The sequence below is a fragment of the Vibrio sp. C8 genome, from assembly GCF_054051265.1.
In genome coordinates this window covers 25,872-46,927 of record NZ_JBPAOE010000053.1, presented here as the reverse complement: position 1 = coordinate 46,927, position 21,056 = coordinate 25,872, and the positions used below count along the sequence as shown (strand labels likewise).

Sequence of the window (21,056 nt, the reverse complement as noted above, 5' to 3'; positions counted from 1 at the left end):
TTTGTCTTCTCTTTAAATCTCGTCAACGGAATGACCGGCCAATGCGGCGCGAATAGATTTATCCATACGGCGCGACGCAAAATCTTGGCTCGCTTTATCGGTATCTTTTATTCCTTGCTCAATGGCATCTGCATCATCACTGTTGCGTATTTTGATCAATGATTCGATAGCGTTAACTAAAAGCTGTCGCTCATTTTCGCTCAGTAACTCGTCACCATCCGCCTGCATTGCGGCAATCAGGCCTTCGATAACTCGATCCGCTTCAACACGCTGTTCCATCAACGCTCGCGCTTGCATGTCTTCTTTAGCATACGCCATAGAGTCACGCAGCATTTGGGCAACTTCGTCATCATTTAAACCGTAAGACGGCTTAACTTGAATTTCAGCTTGTACGCCTGTGCTCTTTTCCATTGCGGTTACAGATAACAGACCATCCGCATCCACTTGATAAGTAACGCGAACATGTGCAGCACCAGCGGCCATTGGTGGAATGCCTTTAAGTGAGAAACGCGCCAGTGAACGGCAGTCATCCACTAACTCACGCTCACCTTGAACAACGTGCACACTCATCGCTGTTTGGCCATCTTTGAAGGTGGTAAATTCTTGCGCTCTCGCCACAGGAATAGTGGTATTACGAGGAATGATTTTTTCTACTAAACCACCCATGGTTTCAATACCAAGTGAAAGCGGGATCACATCCAACAGCAGCATTTCAGAATCAGGCTTATTGCCCGCTAAAACATCCGCTTGAATTGCTGCACCAATAGCAACCACTTCATCAGGGTTGATACTGGTTAATGGCGTACGACCAAAGAACTCTCCAACTTGCTCACGCACATATGGAGTACGAGTGGAGCCGCCAACCATGACTACTTCCAATACTTCATCAGCCGAAATCTGCGCATCTTTGAGCGCGCGGCGACAAGACATCAGCGTCTTCTTCACTAGTGGCTGGATCAGTTCATTGAACTGTTGTTTGGTAAGCGCGCCAGACCAATCAAGGACATTAATTTCTACTTGATCGCTATCTGACAATGCAATTTTCGCAGCCGTTGCTGCATTTAAAAGAGCACGGTGTTTACTTGAACTTAACTGACCTTCAATACCCATTTGCTGTTGCAGATATTCGGCTATCAGATGGTCGAAATCGTCACCGCCCAATGCTGAATCACCACCTGTTGCCAGCACTTCAAATACGCCTTTTGACAGACGTAGAATAGAAATGTCGAACGTACCGCCACCTAAGTCATAAACAGCAATCACACCTTCCTGACCAGAATCCAGACCATAAGCGATAGCTGCGGCCGTTGGTTCATTAAGCAGACGTAATACATGCAATCCGGCAAGAGCGGCTGCATCTTTAGTAGCGACTCGTTGAGCATCATCAAAATAAGCAGGAACAGTGATAACAACGCCTGCCAATTCACCGCCTAATGTGCTTTCAGCTCTTTGACCTAGCGTTCTCAGAATGTCTGCAGACACTTGAATCGGGTTTTTATCACCATGAGGGGTTTGCATGATCGGCAAACCGTTTTCACTGGTTTTAAATTGATACGGTAGATTTGGGTAACGAGACTGGATATCGGTTAATGAACGACCGACAAGTCTCTTTACCGAAATAATGGTATTAGCAGGATCAGCTTGAGCATTGTCATGAGCGTCATAACCGACCACTTTTTCTTCTTGGGAATAAGACACAACGGAAGGCAGGATGCTTCGTCCTTGCTCATCAACTAAAGTGGTTGCCGTGCCGCTTCTCACCGAAGCCACTAACGAGTTGGTGGTTCCTAAATCAATGCCTGCAGCCAGTTTATGCTGGTGCGGTGCAGAACTTTGACCCGGTTCTGCAATTTGAAGTAATGCCATCTATGGGTCCTTTTTTTAGAATTAGCCGAGGAGTTTGTCTTCGACTCGCTCTATTTCATTTTTTAATTTGGCAATAAATTTGAGCTTACGAACAGTGTCTGCTGCGGTACTCCACTGCTCACTGTTTAGCTCTTGCTCTACTTGGATTAAGTGCTGTTTATACATTTTCTCGACTTTACTATCAAAGTCGAACAACGCACTTTCCGCATCAGAGTTGTCGGTAATTGCTTCAAGTTCTTCACGCAGTTCCATTTGTTCCATCAGGAACATTGGATCTTGAAGAGTCTGTTGCTCACCACGGAGTTCAACACCATTAAGTGACAACAGGTATTCTGCGCGAGAGATTGGGCTTTTTAAAGTTTGATTGGCATCGTTAATCTCTGCCGTTTTTTGTACCGACATCAGTCGGTCACGCTCAGAAGCCGTGGCAAAGTTATCTGGATGAAAACGCTTTTGCAACTCGCGGAACTGAGAAGAAAGAAGGCTACCATCCAGTTGATACTGAGTTGGTAGCCCAAATAATTCGAAATAATTCATGTAGATATCGGTCCTTTAATTCGATTTAGGATGAACGGTTGCTCACCCTAAATTCAGAGAACTCTTAGACGTTGAAGCTTTCACCACAACCACATTCGCCTTTGACATTTGGGTTGTTGAATTCGAAGCCCTCATTCAAGCCTTCTTTTTTGTAGTCCAGCTCTGTCCCGTCTAAGTAAACCAAGCTTTTCGCATCAATGATAACTTTCACACCGCTATCTTCGAATACTTGGTCACCGTCTTCAAGATCATCAACGAATTCTAGTACGTATGCCATACCTGAACACCCAGTCGTTCTTACGCCTAAACGTAAGCCGATACCTTTTCCTCGGTTATCCAAAAAGGTTTTCACTCGGTGTGCTGCTGATTCAGTTAGAGTAATGGCCATACTGCTACCTTTGGGTCTTCTGTTAATTAAAGTGGGAGTAACAATGGGTTACTCCCCAATTATTTATTATTCTTGATGTTTTTTCTTGTAATCCGCAACAGCGGCTTTGATTGCATCTTCTGCCAAAATTGAGCAGTGAACTTTCACTGGTGGTAGCTCTAGTTCTTCCGCAATTTCAGCGTTTTTGATCGCTGCTGCTTCGTCGATTGATTTACCTTTAACCCATTCAGTTACAAGCGAACTTGATGCGATTGCGCTACCACAACCGTAAGTCTTGAATTTTGCATCTTCGATGATGCCTTCAGGAGATACTTTAATTTGTAGACGCATTACGTCACCACATGCAGGAGCACCAACCATGCCGCTACCTACTGATGGATCTTCCTTGTCAAATGAACCTACGTTACGTGGGTTCTCGTAATGATCAATTACTTTTTCACTATATGCCATGATAGTTACCTCGAATCCTCTAAATCGCTGGAAAGATTAATGATGAGCCCACTCAACAGTGTCCAAATCTACCCCTTCCTTGTACATATCCCATAACGGGGACATGTCGCGTAATTTGTTGACAGCTACACGAATCAATTCAATCGCATAATCAATGTCTTCTTCTGTCGTAAAACGACCGAATGAGAAACGAATTGAGCTGTGAGCCAATTCATCATTAAGACCAAGAGCACGTAGTACGTACGATGGTTCAAGGCTTGCTGATGTACATGCACTGCCTGAAGATACCGCAAGGTCTTTCAGAGACATAAGCAGTGATTCACCTTCAACGAAAGCAAAGCTCACGTTTAGGTTATTCGGTAAACGCTGTTCTAGGTCACCGTTGATCGAAACTGCTTCCATATCTTTGATGCCAGCGAGTAAACGATCACGCATTTTTTTAGCGTGGTCGAAATCTTGTTGCATCTCTTCTTTTGCAATTCGGAATGCTTCACCCATACCCACGATTTGGTGAGTAGGAAGTGTACCAGAGCGGAAACCACGCTCATGGCCGCCACCGTGCATTTGCGCTTCAAGACGAATACGTGGTTTACGACGTACGTATAAAGCACCAATACCTTTAGGACCGTAAATTTTGTGCGCCGACATAGAGATAAGATCAACTTTCATCTCTTGTACGTCGATTGGTAACTTACCTGCAGATTGTGCTGCGTCTACATGGAAAACAATCTTACGTGAACGACACAGTTCACCAATAGCAGTGATATCTTGAATAACACCGATTTCATTGTTCACATGCATAATAGAAACAAGAATGGTGTCATCACGCATTGCTGCTTCTAATTTATGTAGATCAATCAAGCCATTTGTTTCTGGCTCAAGATAGGTCACTTCAAAACCTTCGCGTTCTAGCTGACGAGTCGTGTCTAGTACAGCTTTATGCTCAGTTTTACAGGTAATGATGTGTTTACCTTGTTTTTGATAAAAGTGTGCAACACCTTTAATCGCTAGGTTGTTAGACTCTGTTGCGCCTGAAGTGAAGATAATTTCACGAGGATCTGCATTCAATAAATCTGCAATTTGCTCACGAGCAGTATCAACGGCTTCTTCTGCCTGCCAGCCATAACGATGAGAACGAGATGCAGGGTTACCAAAAGTACCATCCATCGTCATGTACTGAACCATCTTTTCAGCAACACGTGGATCAACTGGGCAAGTTGCTGAATAGTCTAAATAAATAGGCAGTTTCATTTTCTACTCCAATGCAATGTAAACGTCGTTCTTAAGAACGAACATTAATACCTACGGGTGCCGCACCAATGGTGACTGTGTTCGAATTTTTGTGTGCAATCCCGTGGTTAATCGCAAGACCGATATCTTGGCGATCTGAAATTTCTAGCACTTCATTATCCACCATCAACTCACCAAGAGTGATGTTGTTAAGGAAGTCACTGATGCGAGAACTTAGGTCGCGCCACAGTGTATGTGTTAAGCAGCGAGTACCACCTTGGCAATCACCTTTACCGTGACACTTGGTCGCATCAACGGATTCATCAACTGCAGCAATCACTGTACCAATTGAAATCGAGTGACCTTTCGTACCTAAGCGATAACCACCGCCTGGGCCACGAACGCTAGCTACTAAACCGGCTTTACGCAATTTCGAAAACAGTTGCTCTAAATATGAAAGCGAGATGCCTTGGCGTTCAGAAATGTCTGCCAATGGTACTGGGCTTTGTTGCGAATGCAGAGCCACATCTAACATGGCTGTTACCGCATATCTTCCTTTAGATGTAAGTCTCATATCACACCGTATCCACATTGATTATGTGGTTAGAAGTTTCACATACCTGACTAATATGGTCAAGTATTTATTTGACTAAAACAGTCAAGTATTTAACCATTCACAAAAAGTGGTTAATTTTTATTCTGCAAGTTCTTGCCAACAGCTGTGAGAACACCACGTAAGATGTTGAGTTCTTGAGATTCTGGACGTGCACGATTAAAAAGGCGACGAAGTTTATTCATCACTTGGCCCGGTTGTGCCTCTGAGATGAACTGGGTTTCAATCATCACTTTTTCAAGGTGTTCATAGAACATTTCCAGTTCTTTATGACGAGGGTATTCCTCTTCAGCTTGAGGCGCGTATTGAGATTGAACCTGATTTAAATGTGCAACGCGGATTTCATAACATATTGTTTGAACCGCCATAGCTAAGTTCAGAGAACTGTAGTCGGGATTTGCAGGGATGCAGACGTGGTAATGGCAAGTTTGCAGTTCTTCATTGGTTAGCCCTGTGCGCTCACGTCCAAAGACTAAAGCAACCGGATGTTTTTGCCCTTCACTGGCAAACTTTTCACCGCATTCACGAGGGTCAAGCATTGGCCATTCAAGTGTTCTTGAACGAGCGCTGGAGCCAACCACCAAGCCACAGTCTTCTACAGCTTCTTCTAAACTACTAACAATTCGAGCATTGAGTGCGATTTCACTTGCGCCAGCGGCCAAAGCGACAGCTTGAGCATCTACCTCACACTGAGGATCAACCAAGACCATTTCGCTGAGCCCCATGACTTTCATAGCACGTGCTGCAGAGCCGATATTGCCTGAATGAGAGGTTCCCACTAAAACCACTTTAACATTGCTTAACATGATGTATTTACGCTACTCAACTTATAACCGCAGAATATTAACATAAACCTGAGTAAAATGGTCAGAAGCTTCACTCCCCCTAGAGTCGAATGAATAAAAAATAACCACTTCCATTTTGATAAACATTTGGTATACTGCGCACCGCTTTTTTCGTTCTTTAACATCCGTTGGGAAATCCGTATGCATCCTATGCTAAACATTGCCATTCGCGCTGCGCGAAAGGCTGGCAATCATATTGCTAAATCTCTAGAAACTCCTGAGAAAATCGAAGCCACTCAAAAAGGCATGAACGACTTTGTCACTAACGTAGACAAAGAAGCTGAAAACATTATCGTTTCTACGATTAAAAGCTCTTACCCAGAGCACTGCATCATTGCCGAAGAAGGCGGTCTGATCGAAGGTAAAGATCAGGATGTACAATGGATTATCGACCCACTGGATGGCACAACAAACTTTATAAAAGGTTTACCTCACTTCTGCGTTTCAATTGCTGTTCGTATTAAAGGCAAGACTGAAGTGGCTTGTGTTTACAACCCAATGCTAAACGAGCTATTCACAGCTCAACGTGGCTCAGGTGCACAGCTAAACAGCGCTCGTGTCCGTATCAAACAAATCAAAGACCTGCAAGGTGCCGTTTTGGCAACTGGCTTCCCATTCAAACAAAAGCAACACTCAGAATCTTACATGAAGATTATGACGTCTCTATTTGTTGAATGTGCTGACTTCCGTCGTACTGGCTCTGCAGCTCTTGACCTATGTTACCTAGCGTCTAACCGTGTTGACGGTTACTTTGAACTTGGTTTGAAACCTTGGGATCTTGCAGCAGGTGAACTGATTGCTCGTGAAGCGGGCGCAATCCTAACAGATTTCTCTGGCGGTACTGATTACATGAAATCAGGCAACATCGTTGGTTCTAGCCCACGCGGTGTGAAGGCTATTCTGAACCACATCCGTGAAAACGGTAACAGTGCGATTCTGAAATAACAGCTCCGTCACAGCTGATAATAGAAAGCCCCTTCCTAACGGTTGGGGCTTTTTTGTGTCTGACTGTAGCTGAAGAGACAAAAGAAAAGCCACTGAACTCAGTGGCTTTTCTATTCTCTTATGGCATCTCGTCGAACTCGGCACCTTCTTTCTCCACTTGTGGAGTTAGTAAGTGCTCACGAGTAATACCTAATTTCAATGCTAGTGCAGAAGCAACATAGATTGAAGAGTAAGTACCCACAGTAATACCGAGTAGAAGTGCCATTGCGAAACCGTGAATCAAAGCACCACCTTGAGTAAACAAGGCAATAACCACAAACAATGTTGTACCTGAAGTAATCAAAGTACGACTTAATGTTTGTGTGATCGAGCTGTTCATGATTTCAGCAGATTCACCTTTACGCATTTTGCGGAAGTTCTCGCGGATACGGTCGAATACAACGATGGTATCGTTGAGTGAGTAACCGACTACCGTTAGCAATGCCGCTACGATGGTTAAGTCCACCTCAACTTGCATAAGCGAGAAAATACCAAGCGTAATAATCACGTCGTGCGCCAGAGCCAATACAGCACCTGCCGCTAAACGCCATTCGAAACGCATAGACACGTACAGAAGAATACACAGTAGCGACACTAAAATCGCCAAACCGCCAGCTTCTGTCAGTTCATCACCTACGTTAGGACCAACAAACTCGATACGACGCATTTCAACCGATTCGCCGGTACCTTCTTTAATCGCACCCAAGATTTGGTTACCCAGCGCTTCGCTTGCCACATTTTCACGTGGGCGAAGACGAACCATCACATCTCTAGCTGAACCAAAGTTCTGTACGGTTGCATCACCAAAGCCTTTCGTTTCTAGCGCGACACGGATCTCTTCAAGGTTTACAGGTTGTTCAAAACCAACCTCGATCAGTGTACCGCCCGTAAAGTCTAAGCCCCAGTTCAGCCATTTTGTCGATAGTGTGAAAATCGAAGCTCCGATCATGAGTATCGAGAAAATGAACGCGAACTTCGACCAACGCATAAAGTCGATCGATTTATCTGTTTTCAGAATTTGAAACATACCAATTCCTACCCTTAGATCGACAATTTGTTAATGCGTTTACCACCGTACAACAAGTTGACGATACAACGAGTGCCGATAATTGCAGTAAACATTGAAGTGAGAATACCGATAGACAGAGTCACCGCGAAACCTTTAATCGCGCCAGTACCCACAGCAAATAGAATGATTGCTGTGATTAAGGTAGTGATGTTCGCATCGGCGATAGTACTGAACGCATTCGCGTAACCTTGGTGAATAGCTTGTTGAGGGTTACGTCCGTCACGCAGCTCTTCACGTATACGTTCAAAGATCAGTACGTTCGCATCCACGGCCATACCGACGGTCAATACGATACCAGCAATACCTGGCAGGGTCATGGTTGCCCCAGGAATCATTGACATAACGCCGATGATCAACACAAGGTTTGCAAACAGTGCTACGTTGGCAATCAGGCCAAACTTACGGTAGTAAAGTAGCGTAAACAGCATTACTGCAACCATACCCCAGATACACGCTTGAATACCCATATCGATATTCTGTTGCCCCATAGATGGACCAATGGTGCGTTCTTCTACAATCGAGATTGGCGCAATCAGAGCACCAGCACGTAATAAAAGAGCTAGGTTATGAGCTTCAGCGGCTGAATCAATACCAGTAATACGGAAGCTACGGCCAAGAGCAGATTGAATCGTTGCTTGGTTAACCACTTCTTCGTGCTTAACTAAGATAACTTTACCTTCTGGAGTCTTACGACCGCTGTCTTTGTATTCAGCAAACACTGTAGCCATAAGCTTGCCAATGTTCTTTTTAGAGAACGCTGACATCTTCGCGCCACCTTCACTATCCAGTGAGATGTTTACCTGAGGACGACCATATTCATCAGTGCTTGAGCTTGCATCAGTGATACTTGAACCACCAAGAATCACACGCTTCTTAAGTACTGCAGGACGACCTTCACGGTCAAACTTAACTTCGCTGCCTGCAGGTACGCGCCCCGCAGCCGCTGCTGCTAAATCTGCTTTGTCATCCACTTCGCGGAATTCGAGAGTTGCCGTTGCGCCAAGAATCTCTTTCGCACGAGCAGTATCCTGAACACCTGGCAGTTCAACAACAATGCGAGTTGCACCTTGACGTTGTACCAAAGGCTCAGCAACACCCAGTTCGTTTACACGGTTACGTAGGATGCTGATGTTTTGCTCAACAGCGTAATTACGAATTTCTTGTAGACGAGTTTCAGAGAATTGCGCTTTAAGAACGAATTGATTGCTTTCATCAGAAGCAATGAATGTCATATCGCGGTGTTTTGCTTCCAAAGAGGCTTTTGCTTGAGCAAGTTGCTCAGCATCACGTAACACCACTTCTACTGAATCTTTAAGAGGACGAATTGCACGGTAGCGAATTTTGTCTTCTCGCAGTTCGCTGCGGAATGCTTCTTCTTGTTGAGTGACCAGTTTTTCCATCGCGGCATCCATATCCACTTCCATCAGAAAGTGAACACCGCCACGAAGGTCGAGACCAAGCTTCATAGGTGCTGCACCTATCGCTTCAAGCCAATCAGGGGTTGATGCTGCAAGGTTTAATGCCACAATTGTATCTTTACCCAAAGCTTCACTTACAACATCGCGTGCGCTGATTTGAGTATCAGTGTCATTAAATCGAACAAGGATAGATCCATTTTCAAGACCAATGGATTTATGAGAAAGCTGCGCTTTATCGAGCGCTTGAGTGACAGAATCCAGCGTGGTCAGATCTACAGAGGCGCCACGCGCCCCTGTAATTTGAATAGCTGGATCTTCACCGTAAATATTTGGAAGTGCATACAAAGCAGAGACGGCAATAACAAATACCACCATCAAGTACTTCCATAACGGATAACGGTTTAGCACAGAGAAGATCCTCTAGCTGTTTATAGAGATTTCAGCGTACCTTTTGGTAATACTGCTGTAATGAAGTCTTTTTTAAGAACGATTTCGTTGTTCTCGTTAAGAGCAATAGACACATAATCGTTGTCTTCTGCAATTTTAGTAATGCGACCTACTAATCCACCACTGGTAAGCACTTCATCACCTTTAGCCATAGAAGCCATTAGGTTTTTATGCTCTTTTACACGCTTTGATTGTGGGCGGTAAATCATGAAGTAGAAGATTACCGCGAACATGCCAAGCATGATTAGCATTTCAAAACCACCACCAGCTGGAGTACCAGCAGGTGCCGCGTGTGCTACAGAAATTAGACTCATTGAGAAACGTCCTCTAAGTTGTTTTGTCTAGTTTGAAATCTATTGGGTTGCGCAACGTTGAATTCAAGTCAGGAATAGAGATAAATCCAACTTAGCGCACGAAATTACATTAATGCCAGCACACATGCTGGCATCAACATTAAGCTTTCTCTTTTTGTAGAGGTGGAACTTCACGATTGCGTCGTGCGTAGAACTCTTCTACAAATTGCTCGAAACGGTCTTCATCAATCGCAGTACGGATACTTTCCATCAAACGTTGGTAGTAGCGTAGGTTATGAATGGTATTCAGGCGAGCACCTAAAATTTCATTACAACGATCTAAATGGTGAAGATACGATTTCGAGTAATTTTTGCAAGTGTAACAATCACAATGCGGGTCTAATGCAGAAGTATCTGTTTTATGAACCGCATTACGAATCTTGATTACACCGCCAGTAACGAATAAATGACCGTTACGCGCGTTACGTGTTGGCATAACACAATCAAACATATCGATACCACGGCGTACACCTTCTACTAAATCTTCCGGTTTGCCAACGCCCATTAAGTAACGAGGTTTATCTTCCGGCAGCTGTGGACAAGTGTGCTCAAGCATACGGTGCATGTCTTCTTTAGGTTCACCAACCGCAAGACCACCAACAGCGTAGCCATCAAAACCAATTTCAGTCAGGCCTTTTACAGAAACATCACGCAGGTCTTCGTATACGCTACCTTGAACGATGCCGAATAAAGAGTTCGGATTTTCAAGCTTGTCAAAATGATCGCGAGAACGTTGAGCCCAACGAAGAGACATCTCCATTGATTTCTTCGCTTCATCATGAGTTGCAGGGTATGGCGTACATTCATCGAAAATCATGACGATGTCAGAACCAAGGTCTTTTTGAATTTCCATCGACTTCTCAGCGTCCATGAAAATCTTGTCACCGTTTACCGGGTTACGGAAATGCACACCTTCCTCGGTGATTTTACGAATATCACCAAGGCTGAACACTTGGAAACCGCCTGAATCAGTCAAGATTGGACCTTGCCAGTTCATGAAATCATGCAAGTCACCGTGCATTTTCATTACTTCTTGGCCAGGACGTAACCAAAGGTGGAAAGTGTTACCCAATAGAATTTGTGCGCCAGTATCAGCCACTTCTTCAGGAGTCATACCTTTTACCGTACCGTAGGTGCCGACCGGCATGAACGCTGGCGTTTGCACAGTGCCACGTTCAAAAGTCAGTTGACCGCGACGCGCATTGCCATTTTTCTTTTTTAGATTGAATTGTAGTTTCACAAAGCCTCCAAATGTCAGAGAAACAGTCTGACGGATTGATACCTACACCCAGTATTAAATTAACACTAGCCTAGGTACAAATAGCTACCCGGAAAAGTGTCCAGATAGCTTCAAATATAAATCAAGAGTATGACGCTTTTCGCTTCAAATAGTTCTCTTGGTAATGAACATTGCGTCACCGTAACTAAAGAAACGGTATTGCTCTTTCACAGCATGTTCATAGGCCGCCATAGTATGTTCGTAACTCGCGAATGCACTTACTAACATAATTAGCGTTGATTCAGGTAGATGGAAATTGGTAATCAAACAATCCACTAACTGATATTGATAACCTGGAAAAATAAAAATCTCAGTGTCACCAAAGAAAGGAACCAATTCTGTACCTTTGCTTAATGCATCCTGTGCAGCACTTTCTAAAGAACGCACAGAGGTTGTACCCACAGCGATAATACGACCGCCACGAGCTTTGGTTGCAGCAATCGCATCCACAACTTCTTGAGAGACTTCTACGTATTCTGCGTGCATATGGTGATCGTTGATATTATCTACACGAACAGGTTGGAATGTCCCAGCTCCCACATGCAAAGTAACATAAGCAAACTCAACACCTTTAGCTTTGATTTGCTCAAGCAAAGTTTCATCGAAGTGCAAGCCAGCAGTCGGAGCAGCTACCGCACCCGGCTTTTGGTTATAAACCGTTTGGTAACGTTCTTTATCTGCATCTTCATCAGGGCGATCAATGTAAGGCGGCAATGGCATATGACCGATGTCATTTAAAATTTCCAATACGGCTTTTTCGTCCGTAAAGCGAATTTCAAACAGAGCATCATGACGCGCAACCATTACGGCATGGTATTCATCATTTTCACCCAGATACAATTCTGTATTCGGCTTTGGTGGCTTAGAAGAGCGAACATGAGCAAGAATCGTGTGCTCATCAAGTATACGCTCAACCAATACTTCGAGTTTGCCCCCCGATGCTTTACGGCCAAACATACGAGCGGGAATAACACGGGTATTGTTAAACACTAAAAGATCACCCGGTTCGACTAGGTCGAGCACATTTTTAAAGGTGCTATCGGTCAATGAACCGGTATTACCGTTCAACTGCAGCAAACGGCTGGCTGTACGGTCTGCTTTTGGATAACGAGCGATCAGCTCGTCTGGAAGTTCAAAATGAAAATCTGAAACTTGCATGACTGTATATTCGTTCTCTTCAGGGTTTAGCGATGAATCTTTTCGCGGCGCGGTAGTATATACCTAAGCCACATCAAGATACAGGATTGTGCACGACTAACCACCAATGAATCAGCAATAGTTTGTAATCAACAATGAATTCGCTCAATTCGAGATAAAAGTGGTCAAGCTCTCAGATATTTGTCCGTAGAAAAACTATGCTTTAATCAAGAACCAACGCGTTATTACAAGCCTGAAGAGATAGGAGTTGGATATGATTAAAGTCGAAGACATGATGACTCGTAATCCACACACATTACTGCGTTCAAACACACTCTCTGATGCCAAACACATGATGGAAGCGTTAGATATTCGACATATTCCGATTGTCGATGCAAGTAAAAGGTTGCTTGGTGTTGTCACACAAAGAGACATACTGGCCGCACAAGAATCGAGTCTGCAAAAAACCTCAAGAACGACTTCGTATACGGACGACTCTCCACTTTATGAACTTATGCATACTCAAGTGATGTCGGTTTCCCCACAAGCTGGGTTAAAAGAAAGTGCCATGTACATGCAGAAGCATAAAGTGGGCTGCCTGCCTGTCATCTCTAAAGGAGAATTAGTCGGAATTATTACCGATAGCGACTTTGTTTCGATAGCAATCAGCCTGCTTGAATTACAAGAAGAAGTCGAACCCGAAGAAATCGAAGATGACCTATAACGATCTTTTCGTCTAATCCGCCACTTTCTCATCATTTATGAAAGGTTAATATTCAATAATATTAACCTTTGCTCCCCAGTCTTACTTTATAAATGTCAGTCCTTGTCAGACTATTTCCTCCACAGATGTAGGATTGTTTTTTTTTGACTAATGGTTATGTCATACAAAGCAAATTTATCCATACAAAACAATAAATTAAATAAAATTTCATCAATAAGATTTTTTGGATGATAGTGATTATTTGTATAAAATTTGTTTAATTCCGTTTGTCCATATAGAAGAAACACATGCTTAATAGAATCACTAAGGTATCGTATAAAATATACTTAATCATTGCCTTTACAACGCTTTCAACTCTTATAATTTCAGGGGTTGCAGCGTTCGCGATTAAAGACATTCAATCTGATTTCAATGATTTCAGAGAGGTAAACCAAAACGCAATTCAAGCGAGCAATGTTCAAGAGCATATGCTAACTGCACGTATTCGAGCTTTGACTTTCCGCGCTAGCGGAGACGAAAAAAACTTTAATGATGCAGTGAAAGAACTAAAGGCAACGGAAAGCATTATTCAAGCAGAGATCAATAGCAGCACTTCACCTCAGCAGGTGACTCTTCTCACTGAAATGAAGAATAGTGTTAATCAGTATGAAGCTGAATTGAACGAAGTGAATCGTTTGATGAAACACAGAAACGAGCTTGTGCGTACAAATCAGTCCGTCACTGAAGAACTACAAAAGCATATCAGTCAACTTCGTAATACTAGCGCAAATATAAGTATGGATCTTTTTGAGAGAGTAATTGAAACGGAATATCAATTTACCATCGCGCTGCAACACGCCACTGATTTCCTCATTGATAACGAAGAAAGTGATTTTGAGCTTTACCAAAGTGCATTTGCTCAACTGCAAAAAATGATGATTGAGTTCGATAAAACTTATCCGCAGTATCGTAATGGCACTGTCGTTAAACAAGTTGATGTCTTTAATCGCAACATTGAAGAGATATTTTCAATCATTGGTCAACGTAACGAAATTTGGTATGTAAACCTAGCCAATTTAGGCAACCAAATCACAAATAATATCGTTGACATTAAGCAAAACTCATTTGAGAGCCAAACGAAGCTTGCACAACAAGTTTCAGATGTTGCTGAAAGTGCAGTATTAACTGTCATTATGGCTTTAGTGATTTCAATGCCGCTGGTGATGTTAATTTGTCAATGGGTTACTCGCAGTATCACAGGTCCAATTAATACCACCAAATCCATTATTGAACGCATGGCTAACGGTGAGTTACATACTAACCACACTGTCGAGGGTGTTGATGAAGTAGCACAAATGCGCATCTCACTGGGTCAAATGGAACAGAAATTCTACAGCACAGTAGAAGAGATTACACAAAACTGTGAAATGCTGGCTTCTGCTTCAGAGCAGCTATCGGCTATCAACCACGAAGTTCTGCAAAGCTCTATTACTCAGCAACAAGAGACTGATCAAGTTGCTACTGCAATGAATGAAATGTCTGCGGCAATTAATGAAGTGGCTGTTGGTGCGAATACTGCGTCTCAAGAAGCAGAATCTGCAACTGAAGAAGCAAACAAAGGCATGACAGTCATGTCATCGTCGATGGAGAAAATCAGTTCTCTTGCTCAACAAATGGGTGACCTAAGTGCAGAAATTTCAACTCTTCGCACTGGTACTGAAGAAGTTGGTGATGTAATGAATGTGATTCAAAACATTGCAGAGCAAACAAACCTTCTTGCACTCAACGCAGCGATTGAAGCGGCTCGAGCAGGTGAACAAGGTCGTGGTTTTGCTGTTGTGGCAGATGAAGTCCGACAGTTAGCGCAGCAAACGCAAAAAGCAGTTGAAAAGATTGAAGGTCAAATCACCACCCTTCAAACCAATACCTCTCATGTTGTAGAGTCTATCAATGCAAGCCAAACAATGCTTGAAGAGACGGTGACACAGTCTGAATCGGCAAATGTGGCATTCTCAACTATTACCGAGAGCGTCGCTCAAACCAACAACCTAAATACTCAGATTGCAACAGCAACAGAAGAACAAAGCACAACAGCAGAGATGATCAGTGAAAGCATCACGGTCGTTCGTGACAAAGTAGACCAAACAGTCAACATGGTTTCAGACAGCAACCAAGCTTCACAAGAGCTGGCTAAAATGTCGGTAACATTGGCTGAGCTGATGCGATTCTTCAAGCTGAAGTAATTCTCAAATCGATAAAAGCAAGCAGCTGGATTTTAATCCGGCTGTTTGTTTTTCTGCCGAAGTCGTCATGTTTCTCTTAATCCGTATCTGCGTTACAACCTTATGAAATTAAAAAAGTACAAATCTATTTCAGGCATAACCTCCTATTCGATGTCACTCATTTTTGCTCTGTGCACTGTGATCAGCCTTTTTTCAGCACTTATTTTTATCTCTCTAGATAAAGATGCAGAAATTATTAATCTCTCTGGTTCTTTACGAATGCAAAGCTATCGTCTTGCTTATGACATCACAACAAACAACTCAGAGAACAAACTCAAGTACATAGAGAAATATGACTCAGTATTGTACTCAGACGCCCTAAAATCTGTTACAGACTGGCACTCGACTGACGAGATCAAGACACACTATTTTCAAGTTGTTAGACATTGGGAAAGCATCAAAGAAAAGCTGCTCACACAAAGAGAGCAAGAAGTTTTGCCTATCATTCCAAGTTTTGTCGATATCATTGATGAGCTGGTATACAACATCCAACTTCACTCAGAAAACAAACTTCACTATTTAATCTGGGCAAGTTGTGTCGGTGTACTACTCGTCGGGCTAATCGTGACTTACTTTGTTCATTACATTAACCATAAGGTCGTTGGTCCAATCGTTCAATTATCTAATGCGAGCCAAGACATACGTCAGGGTAACTTCGATATTACGCTTGATTACCACCTCAACAATGAAATTGGTCTGCTGTCTTCCACTTTTCATCGTATGGCGGAAAAAATGGGACATATCTACTCAGGGTTGGAGCAATCACTTAGCCAAAACAACCAAGCCTTGGAACTGGCAGTAGAAGAAAACGTTTTGCTCTCCAAGCTCTCGATTATTCTTCTTAACTCTGAGCCACACCAAAATAAGCTGGAATCAGCTATCAGCCTTATTCAGGATTTAGATGCGGTCTCATATATAGCATTAGAATGGAAAAGCGCAGACAAAGAAGAGTCAATTGCACTATCACAAGGAACCAAGAATAGCGAACTACTCTATACCTTTCCGTTGATGTACAAAAATGTCATTGTAGGAACGCTAAGCTGCCAGAGTGAATACAAGCTATCACTGCTAGAAACTGTTGCTCCCATTTTTGCCAAGTACCTGCATTCATTCAACAAATAAGGGTGCCTAAAACGGTCACGACAACTCAACACTTTGAGATCTAGCGACAAAAAAAGCTGCCTTATTGGCAGCTTTTTAGGATTAAAAATAAATATGAAATATCTAACTAGAGCGAGATAGCTGATATTTGTCTCGGTATAAGCTTTCATCTGCTCGTAAAATGGCCGCTTCAATACTCTCAAACTCTTCTTTTTCAGTCACACCCGTAGCCACTGATACCCGCATACTCGTTGGTTCAATAACAGAAGAACGGACTTCACTTTTCAGTTGATCAGCGAGTGCTTCCGCTGTGTCTATGTCACAATCTGGTAAGACGACAATGAACTCATCACCACCGTTTCGAACCAAATAGCCATCATAACCAAATACGATTTTCATAGAGTCCGCAATATGTTTTATCGCTTTATCGCCAATAGCATGACCAAACAAATCATTAATTTTCTTTATTTTGTTGCCATCAATAGCAATAACGCAGGTTTTCCTATTTGATGTTGCAAAAATGAATTCGTCTTCTTTGAAGATTTTGCGGTTGTACAGTCCTGTAAGTTCGTCTTCATTTGCTGAAATAAGCACTTCTTTAAGTAGATTGCGGTTATATCGGGAATCGTCCCACTTCCAATAAACAAAGAAAGCGCAGACAAAAAGAAGCACCCACAACCAGAAAAATTCAATGGCAATATTCGATGAAGAGAGTTTATAAATGATCCGACTTCGATTATCAGTGATGTGTTCACGGGTATAAGTACGGCCAAAGTTAATATTCATATGCTCAAATATGGTACTTTTAAAGCTGTTGTTTTTTTCTGTTCTAAACGTTAAACCATGATCCCAAGACACCGGGATGTGAAGATCGACAACAAAGTCACCAACGATTTTTTTGGTGGAAAAGTCCCTTACCGGTGACGACATAGACATAATGTAAGCACCTGACAATAAGTCTTTATACACAGGGGAGACAATGACTCTATCGATCAATTGAAATGGCCGAGCATATATCGAGCACGTTTCGGTTATGCTACAACGTTCAATACCGAAAAGTTCTTCTGAAATTGGAAAGTCAGGGATCAACTCATGGGTAAAAATTTTCTTTCCTTCATAGGAACGAAAGTACATAAATACATCTTTGGAATCGAATAGCGAAGGAACATACTTATTGCTGAGCTGCATGACTCGGATGATGGTACGCTCATTTTCTGTCAGATCTTCATGCCCTTCAACGGCATAACTGTAAACTTCATACTCCTCAAGATTTGAATCATTGATTAGCACAGGTAACTGACGCTCAGTTTCAGCCAGCAGCCCAAGAAGAATCATTTTCTGTTTTTTGATTTCTAACGTTTTTACGATGGAATCAACATGAGTGAACTTCCCGTTTACCAGTCTTTCCATATTGGAAGCCATAACGACATAGAACAGAGAAGTACTGGCAATCAGAGCGACAACTGAGATTTTAAAGTAGTGCATCATAATGTTTGGCAAGCCGACTAGCGCTGAGAAACATCGATAAAGCTGAGTGCTTCAATCGGCATTGGTTTACCAGTCAAATATCCCTGACAAACATCCACCCCCAGGCTCTGCATTAATGTCCAAGTAGCATCGTCTTCAACCCCTTCAGATACGAGATTGATGTGTAAACTTTTAGAAAGTGTACACATGCTGCGTATGATCGACTGCTTTGTTGCATCGCTCAAACAACCGAATACAAAATTCTTATCGATTTTAATTTCAGTAAATGGCAAATGAGATAACTTGAGATAAGACGAGCTACCTGTACCAAAATCATCAATTGAGATACCCACACCGTGTAAACGCAGGCGTGTGACATTGGTAATCATTTCAATCGATTCGTTATAGATATCCTGCTCTGTCAGCTCAAGAGTTATGAAGCTTGGGTCAACTGCGTAATTAGTGCATTGCTCTAGTAGATAATCAGCAAAACTTGGAATCTCAAGATCTTGCTGCGTAACATTAATTGCCACGCGACATTGAATTCGATTTTCTGAAAGATCCGACAATACGTTATCAAGTACAATTTTGAACAGGTGATACTCTATTCCTCCGTCGTGCAACATCGGGATAAAAATATCAGGAAAAATCATACCTTTGGTCGGATGCACCCAACGGGCAAGGGCTTCCAAACCTACAATATTACGGGTGGTGTAGTCTAATTGAGGCTGATAGTAATTTTTAAACTGACCATCTTGCAAAGCGTTGATCAGCTCTTCCATATCTACGCTTTTGAGTTTCTGTTTAATTGCGGTTTTTTTAATGATAATTTCTTTTTGAAACATCTCTTCCAAAACAGAATCCGCTACTGGCTTATTCAGTTCATAAACATTGGAAAACCCTAGTTTCTTACTCATATAAGTTAAAGAGGAAACGATAGAACTTCCGACACTACTGGTAATAGCTAAAGCACCTTGATAACCAAGATTATCTAAGTTGCGAATCAAAGTGATGCCATCCATTTCAGGCATCATGATATCGCTAAATATGATGTCAAACTGATGTTCAGAAACAGCACGCAATGCTTCCTGACCACTATTACAGGTCATAAGATTGGTGATGCCGAATTTTGTCAATTGGCGTTCCATTGCGCTTAATTGTATTGGGTTGTCATCAACAATTAAAGCTGCGAGTTCTTTCATAGGTATCAATTTACTTTTACAACGTGAATGTTAACGAATTTATATAGCTTCACACTTAACCTATAGCTATGTAAACCACCGACGAACTGCGGATTGTTTATGCACTGGGAGGTAATGTCAAACAATGGACATTTGTAGATTTATTTTAACTAATTGAATTTATTGCACTTATTCAGTTCTTAAAAATAAGACACGATAATAAAAGAATTTTCCTACGCCCTAGTTCTAATATTGACGACGAAATATATTTCTAGTTGTAACAATTTAACTAACAAAAAAAGAGCGGCCGAAGCCGCTCAAAGTTCATGCACAGAAAAAGTTATTATCAATGGTTTTAAAACTGGTCTTCTTCAGTGGAACCAGTAAGGGCAGTTACGGATGAATTTCCGCCTTGGATAGTGTTGGTCATTTTATCGAAATAACCCGTTCCCACTTCTTGCTGGTGAGCAACAAAGGTGTAGCCTTTTTCTGCTGCAGCAAACTCAGGACGTTGAACCATTTCAACATAGTGACGCATTCCTTCACCTTGAGCGTAGGCGTGTGATAACTCAAACATGTTAAACCACATGTTATGAATACCCGCCAATGTGATGAACTGGTATTTGTAACCCATGTCAGAAAGCTCTTGCTGGAACTTAGCAATAGTTTCTGCATCAAGGTTCTTCTCCCAGTTAAATGAAGGCGAACAGTTATAGGCCAACAGTTGATCTGGGTACTCTGCGAGAATCGCTTCAGCAAACTTACGCGCTTCATCCAGATCCGGTTTCGCTGTTTCACACCAAACAAGGTCAGCATAAGGTGCATACGCCAGACCACGAGCAATCGCTTGATCAATACCCGCACGGACGCGATAGAAACCTTCGCTGGTTCTCTCGCCGACAATGAAATCAGCATCGTATGGGTCGCAATCCGAAGTAAGTAGGTCTGCCGCATTCGCATCAGTACGTGCGATAACCAGAGTGGTAGTGCCCGCTACATCTGCCGCTAAACGTGCTGCAACCAATTTTTGTACTGCTTCTTGAGTAGGAACCAGTACCTTACCGCCCATGTGACCACACTTTTTCACGGATGCAAGTTGGTCTTCAAAATGAACCCCTGCTGCACCCGCTTCAATCATAGACTTCATCAATTCATAAGCATTGAGTACGCCACCAAAACCCGCTTCCGCATCCGCAACAATAGGTAGGAAGTAATCAACGCCCTCTTCTGGTGTTACACCATTTGACCATTGAATCTGGTCCGCACGGCGGAAAGAGTTATTGATTCGCTTAACCACGCTCGGTACTGAGTCTACTGGGTAAAGTGATTGGTCTGGATACATTGTTGATGCAGTGTTGTTATCAGCAGCAACCTGCCAGCCTGATAGGTAAATCGCTTCAATACCTGCTTTTGCTTGCTGTACAGCCTGACCGCCGGTTAACGCACCTAAACAGTTCACATAACCTTTCTTGGCACTGCCATTAACCAGTGACCACAGCTTTTCTGCACCACGTTGTGCAATCGTATTGGCTGGAATAATTGAACCTCGTAGGTTCACGACTTCTTCAGCGGTATAAGTGCGTTTTACGTTGTTCCAACGAGGATTCGTTGCCCAATCTTTTTCTAACGCTTCAATTTGTTGGCGGCGTGTCAGTGTCATAATCTATCCCTCTTGATATGTGCGTCCTTTCGCAATCAGCACTGCA

Annotated in this window: 19 protein-coding genes; 4 read left to right on the top strand and 15 right to left on the bottom strand. The window is 42.7% G+C overall.

Features of this window, described 5'->3' with window-relative positions:
* Window positions 1-12: 12 nt before the first annotated feature.
* The 7 genes from hscA to trmJ form a co-directional block, all read right to left on the bottom strand.
* Entirely contained in the window at window positions 13-1,866 is a 1,854-nt protein-coding gene (hscA, locus tag ACRQQK_RS20515; protein WP_457514505.1) for a Fe-S protein assembly chaperone HscA, read from the bottom strand.
* Between the two features lie 21 nt (window positions 1,867-1,887).
* Window positions 1,888-2,403 (bottom strand): co-chaperone HscB, encoded by a 516-nt coding sequence (hscB, locus tag ACRQQK_RS20510; protein ID WP_457514503.1) that lies wholly within the window; start codon window positions 2,401-2,403, stop codon window positions 1,888-1,890.
* Between the two features lie 64 nt (window positions 2,404-2,467).
* Window positions 2,468-2,791 (bottom strand): iron-sulfur cluster assembly protein IscA, encoded by a 324-nt coding sequence (iscA, locus tag ACRQQK_RS20505; protein WP_457514501.1) that lies wholly within the window; start codon window positions 2,789-2,791, stop codon window positions 2,468-2,470.
* Window positions 2,792-2,857: 66 nt separating this feature from the next.
* Window positions 2,858-3,241: a Fe-S cluster assembly scaffold IscU gene (gene iscU / locus ACRQQK_RS20500; protein WP_042489659.1), complete on the bottom strand. Its 384-nt coding sequence runs from the start codon at window positions 3,239-3,241 to the stop codon at window positions 2,858-2,860.
* 36 nt (window positions 3,242-3,277) lie between these two features.
* On the bottom strand, window positions 3,278-4,492 hold the full coding sequence (locus ACRQQK_RS20495; RefSeq protein WP_457514499.1) for an IscS subfamily cysteine desulfurase: 1,215 nt from the start codon (window positions 4,490-4,492) through the stop codon (window positions 3,278-3,280).
* A 31-nt stretch (window positions 4,493-4,523) separates the two neighbouring features.
* A complete protein-coding gene (gene iscR / locus ACRQQK_RS20490; protein WP_457514497.1) occupies window positions 4,524-5,045 on the bottom strand; it encodes a Fe-S cluster assembly transcriptional regulator IscR in 522 nt (173 codons plus the stop codon).
* 113 nt (window positions 5,046-5,158) lie between these two features.
* The gene (gene trmJ / locus ACRQQK_RS20485; protein ID WP_457514495.1) at window positions 5,159-5,890 is read right to left on the bottom strand and encodes a tRNA (cytosine(32)/uridine(32)-2'-O)-methyltransferase TrmJ; all 732 of its coding nucleotides are present in this window, start codon (window positions 5,888-5,890) and stop codon (window positions 5,159-5,161) included.
* Window positions 5,891-6,070: 180 nt separating this feature from the next.
* Here trmJ and suhB point away from each other — a divergent pair, with 180 nt between their 5' ends.
* Complete coding sequence (gene suhB, locus ACRQQK_RS20480) at window positions 6,071-6,874, top strand: inositol-1-monophosphatase (protein ID WP_457514493.1); 804 nt, start codon at window positions 6,071-6,073, stop codon at window positions 6,872-6,874.
* Window positions 6,875-6,992: 118 nt separating this feature from the next.
* On the opposite strand, the gene secF is transcribed toward suhB, so the two are convergent.
* From secF to queA, 5 genes are all read right to left on the bottom strand, one after another.
* Window positions 6,993-7,940: a protein translocase subunit SecF gene (gene secF, locus ACRQQK_RS20475; protein ID WP_457514491.1), complete on the bottom strand. Its 948-nt coding sequence runs from the start codon at window positions 7,938-7,940 to the stop codon at window positions 6,993-6,995.
* A gap of 14 nt (window positions 7,941-7,954) precedes the next feature.
* Window positions 7,955-9,808, bottom strand: coding sequence for a protein translocase subunit SecD (gene secD, locus ACRQQK_RS20470; RefSeq protein WP_457514489.1), 1,854 nt, complete (start codon window positions 9,806-9,808; stop codon window positions 7,955-7,957).
* 20 nt (window positions 9,809-9,828) lie between these two features.
* Complete coding sequence (gene yajC, locus ACRQQK_RS20465; protein ID WP_042489647.1) at window positions 9,829-10,161, bottom strand: preprotein translocase subunit YajC; 333 nt, start codon at window positions 10,159-10,161, stop codon at window positions 9,829-9,831.
* A 139-nt stretch (window positions 10,162-10,300) separates the two neighbouring features.
* Window positions 10,301-11,440: a tRNA guanosine(34) transglycosylase Tgt gene (gene tgt / locus ACRQQK_RS20460; protein ID WP_457514487.1), complete on the bottom strand. Its 1,140-nt coding sequence runs from the start codon at window positions 11,438-11,440 to the stop codon at window positions 10,301-10,303.
* Between the two features lie 144 nt (window positions 11,441-11,584).
* The gene (queA, locus tag ACRQQK_RS20455) at window positions 11,585-12,637 is read right to left on the bottom strand and encodes a tRNA preQ1(34) S-adenosylmethionine ribosyltransferase-isomerase QueA (protein WP_457514485.1); all 1,053 of its coding nucleotides are present in this window, start codon (window positions 12,635-12,637) and stop codon (window positions 11,585-11,587) included.
* Between the two features lie 253 nt (window positions 12,638-12,890).
* Here queA and ACRQQK_RS20450 point away from each other — a divergent pair, with 253 nt between their 5' ends.
* From ACRQQK_RS20450 to ACRQQK_RS20440, 3 genes are all read left to right on the top strand, one after another.
* Entirely contained in the window at window positions 12,891-13,340 is a 450-nt protein-coding gene (locus ACRQQK_RS20450) for a CBS domain-containing protein (protein ID WP_457514484.1), read from the top strand.
* A 287-nt stretch (window positions 13,341-13,627) separates the two neighbouring features.
* Complete coding sequence (locus ACRQQK_RS20445) at window positions 13,628-15,562, top strand: methyl-accepting chemotaxis protein (protein WP_457514482.1); 1,935 nt, start codon at window positions 13,628-13,630, stop codon at window positions 15,560-15,562.
* 102 nt (window positions 15,563-15,664) lie between these two features.
* Window positions 15,665-16,723: a type IV pili methyl-accepting chemotaxis transducer N-terminal domain-containing protein gene (locus ACRQQK_RS20440; RefSeq protein WP_457514480.1), complete on the top strand. Its 1,059-nt coding sequence runs from the start codon at window positions 15,665-15,667 to the stop codon at window positions 16,721-16,723.
* A gap of 102 nt (window positions 16,724-16,825) precedes the next feature.
* On the opposite strand, the gene ACRQQK_RS20435 is transcribed toward ACRQQK_RS20440, so the two are convergent.
* From ACRQQK_RS20435 to aceA, 3 genes are all read right to left on the bottom strand, one after another.
* Complete coding sequence (locus tag ACRQQK_RS20435) at window positions 16,826-18,190, bottom strand: GGDEF domain-containing protein (RefSeq protein ID WP_457514478.1); 1,365 nt, start codon at window positions 18,188-18,190, stop codon at window positions 16,826-16,828.
* A gap of 17 nt (window positions 18,191-18,207) precedes the next feature.
* Window positions 18,208-19,371 carry an EAL domain-containing response regulator gene (locus ACRQQK_RS20430; protein WP_457514476.1) on the bottom strand — a complete coding sequence of 388 codons (1,164 nt, stop codon included), beginning with the start codon at window positions 19,369-19,371 and terminating at the stop codon, window positions 18,208-18,210.
* 334 nt (window positions 19,372-19,705) lie between these two features.
* Window positions 19,706-21,010 carry an isocitrate lyase gene (gene aceA, locus ACRQQK_RS20425; RefSeq protein WP_457514474.1) on the bottom strand — a complete coding sequence of 435 codons (1,305 nt, stop codon included), beginning with the start codon at window positions 21,008-21,010 and terminating at the stop codon, window positions 19,706-19,708.
* Window positions 21,011-21,056: the final 46 nt, after the last annotated feature.